General features: G+C 35.7%; 14 protein-coding genes. All 14 read right to left on the minus strand.

The window, feature by feature from the left end; translation table 11 throughout:
- The 14 genes from QNH29_RS28085 to QNH29_RS28150 all read right to left on the minus strand — a co-directional run bounded on the left by QNH29_RS28085 (nt 1) and on the right by QNH29_RS28150 (nt 14,863).
- Entirely contained in the window at nt 1–930 is a 930-nt protein-coding gene (locus tag QNH29_RS28085; protein WP_283862518.1) for an ATP-grasp fold amidoligase family protein, read from the minus strand.
- Nucleotides 914–2,416 (minus strand): lipopolysaccharide biosynthesis protein, encoded by a 1,503-nt coding sequence (locus QNH29_RS28090; RefSeq protein ID WP_283862519.1) that lies wholly within the window; start codon nt 2,414–2,416, stop codon nt 914–916. The genes QNH29_RS28085 and QNH29_RS28090 overlap by 17 nt, the downstream gene beginning before the upstream one ends.
- Before the next feature lie 19 nt (nt 2,417–2,435).
- Nucleotides 2,436–3,602: a glycosyltransferase gene (locus tag QNH29_RS28095; RefSeq protein WP_283862520.1), complete on the minus strand. Its 1,167-nt coding sequence runs from the start codon at nt 3,600–3,602 to the stop codon at nt 2,436–2,438.
- A 13-nt stretch (nt 3,603–3,615) separates the two neighbouring features.
- Complete coding sequence (locus QNH29_RS28100) at nt 3,616–4,914, minus strand: hypothetical protein (RefSeq protein WP_283862521.1); 1,299 nt, start codon at nt 4,912–4,914, stop codon at nt 3,616–3,618.
- Between the two features lie 66 nt (nt 4,915–4,980).
- Nucleotides 4,981–6,105 carry a glycosyltransferase gene (locus QNH29_RS28105; protein WP_283862522.1) on the minus strand — a complete coding sequence of 375 codons (1,125 nt, stop codon included), beginning with the start codon at nt 6,103–6,105 and terminating at the stop codon, nt 4,981–4,983.
- 51 nt (nt 6,106–6,156) lie between these two features.
- On the minus strand, nt 6,157–7,362 hold the full coding sequence (locus QNH29_RS28110) for a glycosyltransferase (RefSeq protein WP_283862523.1): 1,206 nt from the start codon (nt 7,360–7,362) through the stop codon (nt 6,157–6,159).
- Nucleotides 7,363–7,427: 65 nt separating this feature from the next.
- Complete coding sequence (locus tag QNH29_RS28115) at nt 7,428–8,525, minus strand: glycosyltransferase family 4 protein (protein WP_283862524.1); 1,098 nt, start codon at nt 8,523–8,525, stop codon at nt 7,428–7,430.
- A 1-nt stretch (nt 8,526) separates the two neighbouring features.
- Nucleotides 8,527–9,330: a WecB/TagA/CpsF family glycosyltransferase gene (locus tag QNH29_RS28120; RefSeq protein ID WP_283862525.1), complete on the minus strand. Its 804-nt coding sequence runs from the start codon at nt 9,328–9,330 to the stop codon at nt 8,527–8,529.
- A 70-nt stretch (nt 9,331–9,400) separates the two neighbouring features.
- Nucleotides 9,401–10,492, minus strand: a complete 1,092-nt coding sequence (gene gmd / locus QNH29_RS28125; RefSeq protein WP_283862526.1) for a GDP-mannose 4,6-dehydratase — start codon at nt 10,490–10,492, stop codon at nt 9,401–9,403.
- An 18-nt stretch (nt 10,493–10,510) separates the two neighbouring features.
- Nucleotides 10,511–11,452 (minus strand): GDP-L-fucose synthase, encoded by a 942-nt coding sequence (fcl, locus tag QNH29_RS28130; protein ID WP_283862527.1) that lies wholly within the window; start codon nt 11,450–11,452, stop codon nt 10,511–10,513.
- A 16-nt stretch (nt 11,453–11,468) separates the two neighbouring features.
- Nucleotides 11,469–12,149 (minus strand): sugar transferase, encoded by a 681-nt coding sequence (locus QNH29_RS28135; protein ID WP_481858764.1) that lies wholly within the window; start codon nt 12,147–12,149, stop codon nt 11,469–11,471.
- 15 nt (nt 12,150–12,164) lie between these two features.
- The gene (gene galU, locus QNH29_RS28140) at nt 12,165–13,046 is read right to left on the minus strand and encodes a UTP--glucose-1-phosphate uridylyltransferase GalU (RefSeq protein ID WP_283862528.1); all 882 of its coding nucleotides are present in this window, start codon (nt 13,044–13,046) and stop codon (nt 12,165–12,167) included.
- 421 nt (nt 13,047–13,467) lie between these two features.
- Nucleotides 13,468–14,133, minus strand: coding sequence for a CpsD/CapB family tyrosine-protein kinase (locus QNH29_RS28145; RefSeq protein ID WP_283862529.1), 666 nt, complete (start codon nt 14,131–14,133; stop codon nt 13,468–13,470).
- Complete coding sequence (locus QNH29_RS28150; RefSeq protein WP_283862530.1) at nt 14,117–14,863, minus strand: YveK family protein; 747 nt, start codon at nt 14,861–14,863, stop codon at nt 14,117–14,119. Before QNH29_RS28150 ends, QNH29_RS28145 begins: the two co-directional genes overlap by 17 nt.
- Between the last annotated feature and the right edge of the window lie 147 nt (nt 14,864–15,010).

A 15,010-nucleotide genomic window follows, 5' to 3' on the forward strand; every position in this document is an offset into this window, starting at 1 on the left:
TTACATCACCCTTTTAATAGTTGGTTTGTTTGGTAATTCAAGTAATCTTCCAATTTGCAAATCGTATTCTGGAGGTTGTATGGGAATAAATCCGCTCGTAGGTGAAAAGGTTAATTCAGAGAAATATACTCTTCCATTAATTTCATATAAGTCAACGCGCAAAAAGGAATGTCCCTGTGATAGCTCCTCTGCGAACGATTTCATCAGTTCTAAATTTAACGGCTGAGGAGGAATTTTATGGATTCGTAAAAAATCGCTCCTCTCGAATGGCAGACGTTCCCAATCTAACGTTAAAAAAGCCATAGATGCCGTACTGTGTTTCTCCATACCTTCGGATAACTGTACGAATTCTGGCTTTCCATTAAAACAATAAAACTTATAATCTTTTAAGACGACGGATGAAGGATCTTCCATGTACGTTTCGGCGATCACTCTTGGTTTTACATTTTTATACGGCCATTCCCGCCCATTATAAAAATAGTTTCTTTTCAAACAACGATTGATTTTTTCACGAGCTGCCTCTTTATCAAAATTCTTTTTATCTCTGCAAATGACTAAGCCGCCGCAATCATGTGTACATTTTAAAACAAACTGGTTTGGCAGCATTTCAATATTTATCTCATCAAAAGAATCCCACACCCCATAAGTAGGAATGATATATTCTGATCCGATTCTGTTCGCAACATATTCTTTCGCTTCATACTTATCGACCATTTGTATATATTTAGGATGCCGGTCATAAAGTTTAAGCCATTGGAGTTTCTCGTTAAATGTTTTTGGGCTTTTCAATTCTAGCTTTTTTTTCATTCTAGAAAGATACATTATATTCAGGTAGACATTATCTGGGAGCCAATTCAAGTATCCTTTCCAATTAGCCCATAAAACCACAGTTTCTGGTTTTTTGATAACTTTGCTAATTTTCTTTAACAATCGTTTCGCCTTCCTTCATTTTTCGTATATGTACCTTAGAATCTTTCCTTACCATTTTCATGAGCATTTCACTTAAATACATAAAACTATCAAGTTTAAACAGATAGGAAAACCCGACATATATGATTCCACCAGATAAAACTTGCAATCCCAGTGTCACGATAGCTGGAAGTGAGAGCCAAGAAATCGTATAAATCATCCCTCCCATTGCAATGGATAATAATAACGGTGGTGCAATATCACGAAATTGCTCTGCCATGGAATAATTGATCAACTTTTTATTCGGAATCATGTTGATGATCATTGAAATACCTGCAAAAACAGCATTTGATATCGCAATTGCATATACATTTATGTGCATGGTTAACAAAAGCATCGATACACCGATTACCTTTTTCAAGATTTCCAAATTCATTAATAAGTCACTTCGCCCTAAAGCCTTAATCGCTTGCCAGTTTGCCGTTTGCATGGGTTGAAATAACCAATAAATGCAGCAAATCTGTAAAAACGGGACAACAAACAACCACTTTTCAGTCAATAAAACCAGAATGAGGGGATTCGCCACACTCATAAGTCCCACCATAAGCGGAAAAATGAAATAGGCAGTAATTTTCATCGATCTTCTTGTTACGGTTTTTAAACGGCTAATATCGTCATTGACCTCTGCCATCGCTGGAAATACGACTTTAGCAATCGCTGAATTTATATTCGTAATAATAAGACTGGGGAACTGATTGCCTCGATTGTAATAGGCCAAATCAGCCATTGTATAAACCTTACCAATGGTTAGACTTCTTAACTCGTTATATCCGATATTAATAAAATCGGCAGTAACAAGTTTCCATCCAAATCCCATAAGTTCCTTAGCAGACTGTGAAGAAAATAATAGTCTAGGTCTCCACTGAACAGTATAAAAAAGCACGATTGTTCCAACTATTGTATTAATGAGGTTTTGAGCTACTAATGCCCATACGCCGAATCCATTATATGCCATGATAATGCCAATTACCCCAGACACCAATGTGCCGCCCAAGTTCGAAAAAAAGAATTTTTTGAACATCATTTTTTTCGACACATATGCCTGCTGAATTGTATTAAAGGACGAAACGGGAATGATTAATGCCAGGATTCGTAATATCCATACTAAATCAGCGTTGTCATAAAACTTTGCTATTAATGGTGCTGTAAAAAATAGAATGATATAAATAAAAATCGACATGACAAAACTGCAATAAAAGATCGTAGAAAAATCTGTTTCATCTGCATTCTTTTTTTGAATTAATGATTCACTAATTCCGTTTGTGACGAATACGCTAGCTAAATTAATAAACACCAGAATTAAAGCTACTAAACCATATTCACTAGGCATAAGCAGACGTGCTAAAATGATCGATAAAGCAAAAGAAACACCTTGTGTCATAAATCGCTCACCAAATGACCATAACAACCCAGATACAACTTTTTTCTTCAGATTTTTTTCTTCCATAATGACCTCTCAAACACCCTTACATATGTTCAAGGGCATTATGGATTTTTCCTGCCCAATTTCTATAGTCGAATTTATTCTTCGCACATTCTCTTGCTTTTAAAGATAAATCCACTATTTCTGCCTGCGTCATAGAAAGGGCTTGACGTATTTTCTCTAAGCATAAATCGATGTCACATCCATCAAAGATTAAACTATTTACATTGTCTTCTAAATAATATTTCGTATAGTCACCTACACGTGATACGATTGGAATCACACCATAGCACATGACTTCCGGTACTTTACTAGGAAAATTCGCTAAGGTCATTTGGTTTTCTTCTCTAGCCAACATCAAAAAATGCATCGACTGATATAATTCAATCAATTCTTCATAATGCATCCATTTATGCACGATAAGCATATCTTTTAGACGATCATATTCTTGTGGAGACAATAGATTTTTAATTTTCTCTTCCTTAATCCCGCATAAATTTAATTCCACTCGTTCCCTTTCTTGAACAGTTAGTTGGCTAAAGCTTTTCAGAACGACCTCAATCGCATCTTTCATTAATCCATTACCTGGAAAGATAAACTTAATTTTATTAAATGCTTTTTCTCCAACCGGGTATTCAAGTGTATCCGCCATAATCGGTAAGCACATGCTTTTGCTCTTGTCTCCAATGAGATGCGTTTCTATATAGGAAGAAATCGGGAAAATTAAGTCATGTTGTAGTAAAAAGCGGTCTAAATAAGTTTTGTACCTTTTTTCTTTCTGCTTTTTCTCAAAATAGCTGCTGGTGACCCATTCAGCAACAACATGTACTGATTTAAAGCCAATCTTTCTCTTATATTTTATAACCTCACGATTCACGCCTAAGTCTCCAGAATATACCAACACAATATCTTCTTTTGTAACCCTATACTTCTTTAAGAGATTAACGAAGATATGCCCCTGAAGATAGTCAAATTGTAAGCGCCGTAAAAGTCTTATATTCGTTATTTTGTATGGAATGATCTTCAGTCCCTTATAAGAAAGATGACCCTCTTGAATTTGGAGTCTAAATTCATCATTTATATTTGAAATTATATACACATCATATTCTGCCTCTTTCAATGCCTGACCCAAATATTGCATATAATTAGCCTTTGCTGATCCCCGAGGGAAACTTGAATATCCTCCAAAAACAAAAATTCTTTTCTTCACCAAAATTCCCCCACTAACTAATCAATTTATTCACTTTACTTCCCTTCAAATTTTTGCTTATTGTTCGAGTGTTATCGTTGTTTATGGCAATTTTTCTAGATTCCTTCACCATTTTATGTGCTCTTCCAATGAAAATAAATACGAATAGTGTACACAGATTCCACCCTAATTTATAGTAGACCGATAATCCGCCTAAGGCTGCCAAAAAGAAGATACTCATTAATCGGCACCCGAAAATAAAAGCTATTTCCTCTCGATTTAAACTGCCTCTTTTTATTTTTCTAAATAAGCCGCTGATCACACCAAGCAAACAAAGAATCGGCACCGTTCCATAATGAAACATCAGATAAATAAATTGATTATCAAAATACTTATAGTTGGGATTACCTAGAAAACTATAACCAGCACGTATTCCGTTACCCCACAGTAAACTAAGTGGACTAACTTGCGAAAAGAAAGTTTCGTACTGTCCAAATCTCGTATCTTCACCGATACGGTTAAAAAGAGCTCCAGTAATATTTGGAAATAAGACGATAATGGCGATAAAAACGAGCACAACAATACAAACAGACAATATTTTCTTAAAGAAACTATGTTTACCTGGGTTAAGAGCCATGATGGAATAGAGGACGAAAACCCCCTGAATAACCCAACTTCTGGAACGGAGTAGAAAAGCACAAATCAATAAACATATGCCCAAAATATATTTGAAAGACTTGTGGGTACTTTTTTGACCAGACATTCCTAATGCATAACACCAATAAGCACTGATTAGCACCGAAAACATTTCTTTACTTGGTGATAATCGCGTCTCAACTGAAATCCCATATTGTAAAATAAATGAAATACTATTCCATAGAATTAGTACAACCATTAGGATGATCAGATATGGGACAACTTTTTTTGCACTTTCAAAAACAGTCTTATCATAACCAAGTAAATAAAATAACGGGATTAAACTTAGATTTATCGAAAGGTCACTTAGAAATATCTCTTGCAAACTAGCTTCAAAAATTGAATTGATCAACCAAATAAAAAATACTAGTAGACTAAAAGGAATAAACAAATTAATTTTGCCTTTTTGTTGATTACTAACGATACAAAAGGCTAATAACATATACAGTAAAAGGATGGCCAGATTGAAGCTTGCTGATGATAATGAAGAGTAATGAAATTGATAAGCGTAGGCATCCGAACCATCAGAACTCCAAAAACCCGTAATCCCCGGTAAAATTAAATGAATAAGCATTAGCAATATGATGCTATTTAGTAGCAATCCTTTTATATTAATTCTCAACTCATTTAGATTCATCGTTTTACCCCTAGTAGCGAACCCAATGGTTCATCCTGTCGCTTAAAATTTTCCATTGGCTTCTGATTAATAGTTAACGTTAAAAACTCCTTTCGACACATTTTTCTTTACGATTTGATTTATTTCTCTAATAAATTTGTCGATAACCATCTCTACTTGAAATTCTTCTTTGACTTTTTCCTTTGCAGCTCTTCCTGCTTCTTGACAAAATAAAGGATTCTCTACACAGTAATGAATCGCAGATGCTAATTCATCGACATCATTGCTTTTAATCAAAATGCCATTTTCCATATTCTGTATTAGATCTTTAGGGCCAGTCGGACAATCTGTCGAGATACAAGGCAAGCCAACGGCCATCGCTTCCATCAGTGCATTTGGCATCCCTTCATAGTTGGACGATAAAACAAATAGATCAGTAGACATCAGTGCATCGGCAACATTCGCTACTCTTCCTTTAAAACTTACAGCATTCTCTATTCCCAGTTTATTCACTAATTCCTTCAGGATGTTTTCTTCTTCACCTGCACCATATAGGCTTAATCGTACAGACTGATTTGTTTGATAAACTTTTGCAAATGCCTGAATTAAGAGGCGGTGGTTTTTCTGAGTATTTAACCTACCGAAAGTAGCTATTTCTTCAATGGATTCTCTTCTCTGATAATCGCATTCTATTAGGGCATTGCTTACCGGATTAGGAACCACAAAGATTTTTTTCCGTACAAATTTCGGAAAAAAATCAGCTTGTTCTTCCGTTTGCAGAAAGATTCCAGTGGATAACAACGCAACCATCTTGCCAACAAACCTCATGAGGTTTGATTCTGGATAGACAAACGGATTATTTCGGACAGTAAAGATGAATGGAATGTTCATAAATCTTGATGCGATATAGACATGGTTTACTTGATCGGGTAAAAACGGAATGATGATATCAGGCCTGATTTCATCAACCAATTTTCTCATGATTGAAAATTTCCGCATATAGTAATAGATTTTATTTTCGCCTTTTCTTTTAGGCAGGAGGTGCAGTTTTACTTTATCCGAAATCGGATATTCATTTTCAACTCTCACATATAGGATTAAATGAACTTCATACCCTTTCTCAGCGAGAAGGCTTGCTAATATGGATACAACCCTCTCTGCTCCACCGGATGAAAGAGAATTCGTTACAAAAAGATACTTTTTAACAGGCATATCAAATCCCCTTAAACAATTTTTTTCGAATTTAGCCGCCGGAAGTGCTAGTTAGTTGATTTGATTGTAATACATTTCAATTAAGTCCTCGTTGCCATATTCATGTTCTTGTAAATAGTGACTTAATTGTTTCCTTTTACTTGGATTGTTCAATAAATCGATAATGACCCCGGCGATTTGATGAGGTTCAAGCGGGACGATGATTCCTTCCGAACCTCCAATAATTTGATCTTTAACGGTATCATAATTGGAAACCACAATCGGTTTCGCTAAAATTTTCGCTTCATCCAGCACAACTGATTTTCCCTCATATCTCGATGGCTGGACGACGATATCACAATAATGGCAATAGGGATATGGATTCTCCCTGGTCCCTAATAGTATGACTTTGTTTTGTACCTGTGCATCATGTATTTGCTTCTGTAATTTTCCCTTTAGCTCACCCTGCCCGATAATATACCAGATAAAGTTAATGTTCTGATCCTGCATTACTTTTGCCGTTTCAATTGCCATATCAAATCCTTTTTGGCTGCTTAGCCGGCCAATGGAAAGAAGGATTGGCTTCTCAGGATCCATTTCTCTCACTTCCTTATATTCATGCGGAAGAAAATCAAGCGCCATTTTCTTAATTAATGAGGATGATGTGAGATTCGGTATAGATACGGTCCTGTCAGCAAAATCAGTAAAAATATCACTGAATATTTTTACGCATTCATCTGATATGGAAACAATTCGATCGAATTTCGCAAAATAGGGCCGATCTAACTCCTGATCAAATCCAGCGGCATGATAATCATTGTGTACCCATGTAATCTTTTTCTTTGCATGTACCTTATCAGCGACATAATACATCGCTTCACCGTGCATATAAGAAATCGCGACGTCATATTCCCCTGGTAAATCCTTAATCGCATTTCTATAGAACGTGTTCCATCGGATTTGTTTACCCTTATTCATATTGCCTTTATATCTATACCTTGTATAAAAGGTACCGATATACCTTCTTATACCTGAATTTAAGGTAGAAATTTTTCTGACTCCATCCGAGTCCAAAGATTTGAATGCATATTTCAATGTGTTCGGGATGCTTAATATCGTAACCTCTTTCGGTACTTGTTTAATAAACTCACCCTCATGTTTAAATAACAGCAAATCGACTTTGAACTTTGAATAATCCAAAAGATTCAGCAGATTGACTAAGCTTTTTTCTGCTCCTCCGGTTGTTAATGCTGATATGACAAAAAGAACTTTTTTCATTTAAATCATCCCCTAAATGAGGTACTTGCTGCTTAATCCTTACGAATATCCGTGAGTGTATCTACTTATTCCATTAACCTAGAAATTGCTTTTAATATAGAGGTTTTAACCCTATCCTCTGTATAGTTTTCTTTTATCCGATCGTAAACAAATTTTGAATAAATTCCCCATGATTTATCCTGAATGATCTTATCCATAACATTAGCGTATCCGGTTGGATCCATCTCAGTAACAACCAGTTCTGGTTTAGCGACGATACTACTATTAAATCCTGCTGAACTGACAACTGGGACCACACCGAAGGTCATCGCTTCTGTGAGTGAATTGGAATGGCCCTCCTTTTTCTCTTGCGAAGGAAAAATAAAAAAGTGTGCTTTTTGTAATTCTTCGCTTATCATTTCAAAGGGCTGCTGCCCTAAAAATCTGATTGTGCCTTCAGGAATATTCATGTTAGCAATATGCTGATCCAAGTCCTTTTTATATTCTTCTGAATAAGATCCAATAATAATCGTTTCAACGTTGTAGCCTTTTTTTAAGAGTTCATTACACACATCGACAATTAATCCAACATTTTTTGTCTCCGTAACACGACCAAAGTAGATCAACCTAACAACATCTAGAGGACGCTCTGCATTATACTTCTTCAAACTCTTGTTTAAGACATAATTTGGAGTATATACAGATTTTTTCTTATATTGTTGTTCTATAAACTCTACATATTCGAGCCCTTGGCAAAACACGGTATCCACTTGCTTGAGTATAGAACCCATCATGAACCTATAAATCTTTCCAAATTCAAAATATGCCTTAACCAATCTACCGTTCCTTGCTTCATAGATAGTCTTTCGAGAAAGTAACTTTCCAGATATGATAATGAACCATTCCAAGTAAACATTTTTTTCATAGAAACCAACTGTATATAAGATAGCACCCTTATTAGAGACTAATGCTTTCAAAAGTCTGCTATAACCCTTCAGTGCCATCTTTACATAACCAATAATCCCATTTTTCCCCATGATAGGCTTATCGATTGTAATAACATCAAACCCATTTCCTTTTAAAATATCTCTTGTTCTACGGCACCCAATTTCACCTCCACCCAATTGGTATCGTGGCAAATTTGTACCTACTGGAGCATAAAAGACAATAACATTTTTTTCCATATCACATACCTCTAGCTATTAACCATAAAAACTTTGTATTCGTGTAAAGATATCTCTTAAACAATCTTTTCGGGTCTTGCATCAACCGGTAAAACCATTCCAAATTACTCTTCTGCATCCATTCTGGTGCCCTAGAAATGTTTTCTGCATAATAATCAAATCCAGCACCAATGCCAATCATCAAGGAGTTTACCTCTCCCTGATGAGCTGCCATCCATCTTTCCTGCTTCGGTGCGCCTAGACCAATCCAAACAAAGTCAGGGGCTGTGTCATTAATGACCTTCACAATGGCTTCGTCCTCCTTTTCTGTCATCGGACGAAAAGGAGGACTGTACATCCCAGCAATCTCTAAGCCTGGATAGTTTTCTTTCAATTTTTGAGAGAGTTTTTCTAAAGTTTCTTCTGAAGACCCGAAAAAATAATGTCGATAACCTTTCTTTACAGAAATCTTGAAAATTTCTCCCATAAGACTAGGTCCAGTGGTTCTAGCCATATTTTTATGACCCTGTTTTCTGCCAATAGCAGATAGTGGACCACCATCTGGAATAGCCATAATACCACCGTTCTGAATAGCACAATAATCCGGTTCTTCATAGCTGGTTACTGTGGTATGCACATTGGAAACACAGATGTAGTCACCGGTTAAGTCCTTTATATTATTAATTAAATAATCAATTAACCACTCCATATTAATCGCGGCGATATTTACCCCTAAGATATTGCATGTTGGGATCCCCGATTTATCCACTTTTCGGACAAAACCCTCAACAGGTTCCTCTGCAGTCTTTCTCAACACATTTGACATCTGTGTCTGCCCCCGATTAAACCATAGTAATATTCAAATATTCTGTTAAATAACCCCAAAAAAATGATGATTATACTGAAACATAATCAAATATCTTTTTGGCTATATCTTCCTTCTCAACTTTCTTCATATCCGCCTCCACCATGATACGGACTAACTCCTGGAAAGAAGTTTTTGTCGGATTCCAACTTAATAATGTTCTTGCTTTTGTTGGATCTCCTAATAACTGCTCTACTTCTGCAGGTCGGAAGAATTTAGGATCAACCTCAACAATGACTTCACCTGTTGCTTTGTTAATCCCTTTCTCTTCTAAACCATGTCCTGTCCACTCGATATGGACACCAACATGTTTGAATGCTAACTCGACAAATTCTCGTACAGTATGCATTTCACCAGTTGCGATGACAAAATCCTCAGGATTATGGTGTTGAAGGATTAACCACATACATTCAACATAATCTTTCGCATAACCCCAATCGCGTAAAGAGTCTAAATTTCCTAACAATAATTTCTTTTGTTTCCCCTGGGCAATTCGCGCTGCAGCAAGTGTGATTTTTCGTGTTACGAACGTTTCACCGCGACGTTCTGATTCGTGGTTGAACAAAATCCCATTTACTGCAAACATATTATAAGATTCACGATAATTCTTTGTAATCCAGAATCCATATATCTTTGCTACTCCATATGGAGAACGTGGATAAAAAGGAGTTGTTTCTTTTTGTGGAACCTCCTGAACTTTTCCATATAGTTCAGAAGTGGAGGCTTGGTATACACGTGTTTTATCTGTTAATCCTGAAATTCGTACTGCTTCCAAAATATTCAAAGTACCTTTTGCATCCACATCCAATGTATATCCTGGCATGTCAAAAGAAACACGAACATGAGATTGGGCTGCCAGATTGTAAATTTCATCTGGCTGGATTTCACCAATTATACGGGTAACGTTTAAAGCATCTGTAACATCTCCGTAGTGAAGGTGGAAGTTTTGGTTATTTATTAATTCATTTGCTTCTTCAACAGTAAGAATGTCTTCTAATCGTTCTTGATTATAAGAAGAGCTGCGTCGAATAATACCGTGGACTTCATATCCTTTTTCCAATAAAAACTCTGCTAAATAGGAACCATCTTGCCCTGTTACACCGGTAATTAATGCCCTTTTCATGTGAGTCCTCCCATTTATTCATTTCACTTTCATTAATTCATTTTCCAAAAACCATTGATAGGCTTTTTGTAATCCTACTTCTAAAGGCATACTTGCTTTCCAGCCTAACGAATTTATTTTAGATACATCCACTAATTTACGAGGGGTTCCGTCAGGTTTTGTCGTATCAAAAATGATTTCACCCTCATAGCCAATAACCTGTTTAATCGTTTCAGCAAGATTTTTAATCGAAATATCTTCTCCAACACCCACATTTACGATTTCATTTCCTTCATAATGATTCATTAAGAATAGACACGCACCAGCCAAATCATCGGAATACAGGAATTCTCTTTTTGGTGTTCCTGTTCCCCATACCTCGACCTCAGACCTATTGTTGACTTTCGCTTCATGGAATTTACGGATCAATGCTGGCAAAACATGTGATGTATGTAAATTGAAATTATCATTAGGGCCATATAAGTTTGTTGGCATAACAGAAATGTATTTAGTGCCAAATTGTCTATTGTATGATTGGCACATTTTGATCCCGGCGATTTTTGCAATCGCATACGGTTCATTAGTTGCTTCTAGTTCACCTGTTAATAAATATTCTTCTTTTAGAGGCTGAGGGGCAAATTTAGGATAAATGCAGGTACTTCCTAAAAAAAGTAGTTTCTTTATCCCCGTTTTATATGCTGCATCAATCACATTCGTTTGTATTAAAAGATTATCGCGAATGAAATCAGCAGGATATTCATTGTTTGCTACAATTCCTCCAACTTTTGCGGCAGCTAAAAACACATACTCAACTTCTTCTTCTTCAAAAAAGGCTAATACCTTCTCAAAATTCCGTAAATCTAATTCGTCGCTAGTTTTATAGAGCAAATTTGTAAATCCGTCATTCTGCAATCTTCTTAAAATAGCAGATCCAACTAATCCTCGATGCCCAGCAACATATATTTTTGAATGTTTTTCCATTCAAACACTCCCTTAGTTAAAACGCATTCTTTGATCCAAATAAAACGAGAAAAGTTTTTAATATGACTCTAATATCCATCCAAAGATTTCTTTCAGAAATGTATTTAAGATCCAATTCAACCATTTCCTTAAAACTAAGACTATTTCTCCCACTAACCTGCCATAAACCCGTACAACCAGGTGTGACAGTTAACCGTTGTTTATCATAATCATCATATTCCTCTACTTCTCTGGGTAACGGCGGCCTAGGTCCAACTAAGCTCATTTCACCTTTTATTACATTCCAAAGCTGAGGAAGTTCATCAATACTTGTTTTTCTGATAAACTTTCCTACCCTCGTAATACGGGGGTCATCTTTCATCTTGAACATCGCACCACTTATTTCATTTTTTTCTAGTAAATCCTTTAATAATTCCTCCGCATTCATAACCATTGAACGAAATTTGTACATATAAAACTTTTGTCCATTTTTGCCAACTCGTTCTTGCTTAAAAAAAATAGGACCTCTTGGGTCCTGCATTTTGATAAGAATAGCAAAAATCAAAAAAAAAGGTGACAATAAGATGAAACCAGAGAAAGCACCAACAATATCTACGATACGTTTCGTAAGTAGATACCCCACTTTTTGATTAACGAAGTTTTTTTGACTAAAATCACTAACTACGTTCTCTCTTTCTTTCATTTTAGTAAGAGCCAACAGTCTCTCCCCCTACTAGTTGGATACTTTTTCAACTCCAAGATATTTTTCTAATGCTTGAAAAATACCTTCTCTCAACTCTTCATTTTTCATTGCAAAATCAATAGTTGTTAGGATAAAGCCAAGCTTTTCACCAACGTCATATCTAGTACCTTCAAAATCATAGGCATAGACTTCTTGCAATTGATTTAATTGTTGAATGGCATCCGTTAATTGAACTTCTCCCCCAGCACCAATCGTTTGGTTGTCCAAGAATGTAAAAATCTCAGGAGTTAATACATATCTCCCCATAATGGCTAAATTTGAAGGTGGATTTTCTTTTGGTTTTTCAACAAAATTGAATACTTTATAACGTCTTCCTTCTTGTCTAAGGGGATCAATAATTCCATAGCGGCTTGTTTGATTGTAAGGAACAGGTTGAACTCCAATAACAGATGATCCGGTTTGTTCGTATTGCTCAATCAATTGCTTTAATCCAGGCTTTTGAGAAACAACAATGTCGTCTCCAAGTAGAACAGCAAATGGCTCATTACCAATGAATTTTCGTGCACACCATACAGCATGCCCTAATCCTTTCGGTTCTTTTTGGCGAATATAATGGATATCCACAAGCTTTGAGGAATGCTGCACTTTTTCTAACAAATCGTACTTTTCTTTTTCCATTAACGTTTGTTCCAGTTCAAATGCATGATCAAAATGATCTTCAATTGCTCTTTTTCCTTTTCCTGTCACGATGATGATATCTTCAATGCCAGATTCAATTGCTTCCTCTACAATATACTGAATAGTAGGCTTATCAATTATTGGGAGCATTTCCTTTGGCATTGCTTTTGTTGCAGGTAGAAATCTCGTCCCTAGGCCTGCTGCAGGTATAATTGCTTTTCTAACTTTTTTCAAATATTTCCCTCCCTGTTTTTTAAAATATATGAAAACAACTTAAAAGCTCTTATGTATAAAGATCACTTGCGAGACATTATACATAAGAGCTAGAAATTAATAATAATTGGGCATCAAACCCGACCTCACATTACACTTTCGACGACTAGCGTCTAAGGTATCATTAACCCACAGCATAACCGAGTGCCTCCATTGATAGTGGTAAGGAGACATCACCACATTATTGAAAAATGACAAACGGTTGTTCTCTATTAAGAACTAATTGAGTAAAAAAATAATAATAAAAATAACTTAATCGATATTCTTTATTACATCTTTGTCATTGGGTGAATTTTTGTTCCTAATAATGAACTCTTTGAGAGTTTTAATTAAATATCATAGAAAGTTATATGGTTATTACCTACCGTAATAAGAATGCCGGTCACCTTTTCTTTTTTTTATTTAACACCACACCTATGAGCTTTGCTTTTGCTGATTTTAGTGTTTCTAACGCAATTAAGCCCTTGTCTTTTTTCGTTTTGCCACTGTTTACAACTAATACAACACCATCACATGAATTAGACAATATTTGCGTATCGGCAACTGCATTAACAGGCGGGGAATCAAATAAAATCACATCATACATTTCTAAGGCCTGCTCCATAACCTCTTTCATTGCACCTGAACTTAGTAGTTCTACTGGATTGAGAGGAATAGGTCCACTAGGCAAAATATCTAATTGATCAATCTCCGTTTTTCGTATAGCTCTTTGTAATGAAGTTTGTTGTATAAGTACATTGGTTAATCCAGTCGTATTTTCGGTTTTAAACATATAATGCATCATTGGTTTGCGGAGGTCTGCATCGACAATGAGAATCTTTTTTCCTTGTTGAGCCATTACGACTCCCAAGTTTGCCGTTGTCATTGTCTTTCCGTCTCCAAACCCTGGGGACGTAATGATTAATGTACGATAGGCCTTTTCAATGGATGAAAATTGAATTTTCGTTCGAATGGTCCGATATTGTTCTGAAATCATTGATGTCGTATCGATGTAATTAATTAAGTTTGTATCTTTTCTATGTTTTGCCTTTTTACTTCGTATAAGCATCAATTGCCTCACCTCTAATTGATAAATTAACTTGTTTTCCATTTTTCTTTTGTTTGCCTTTTATTTCAGACACTGCACCTAATACCGGAAGATCAAATACCTCTTCCACGTCACGTTCTGTTTTAATCGAATCATCCATCCGCTCAAGCATGAAGCAAAGTCCTATACTTGCGAGTAGTCCAAATATAAAAGCAACGACTATTATTAATTTCGGATTAAGATTAATTGGTGATGGATTAACTTCTGCCTTTGATAAAATATTCTCATTTTCAACATTCAGTAATGTTGGAATTTGTTCATTAAATGTCTCTGCAATCGCGTTAGCTATGTTTGCTGCCGTTTCAGGGTCTTTATCTTGAACTGTTACAGTAAATACTTGTGATTTCTCTCCTCTGCTTATTTCAATCTGATTAATTAACGACTTTCCAGGGCGATCTAATCCCAACTCGGCACTAACAATATCGAGTATCATTGGACTCTTGATGATATCACTATAGGTCTCTATTAATTGGAGGTTTGATTGGATTTGGTTATAATTAATTCTTTGCCCATTTTCTTGTGTTTGATTTACAAGAATCTGGGTAGAAGATTGATAGAAGGGAGTTACAAAGTAAAAACTATAAATACCACTTGTAACTGTTGCGAGTAATGTGATTAATACTATCATCCATAAACGTCTCTTAACGGCATTAAATAACTCTTTTACTGTAATAAAATCCAATTCTTCCATAGTTCCCTCCATTAAAATATATTTTTCAAATATTGGTAGTAAAAATTTTTACCGCTCCTACCTATAAGGCTTTTTACTCACATATGTTCTTAATGATGAACAAGTTGGGAATACAAAAGCACTACTAAAAATAAATAATTTCTTTAT

This window comes from Neobacillus sp. DY30, from assembly GCF_030123065.1.
Classification (GTDB): Bacteria; Bacillota; Bacilli; order Bacillales; family Cytobacillaceae; genus Neobacillus.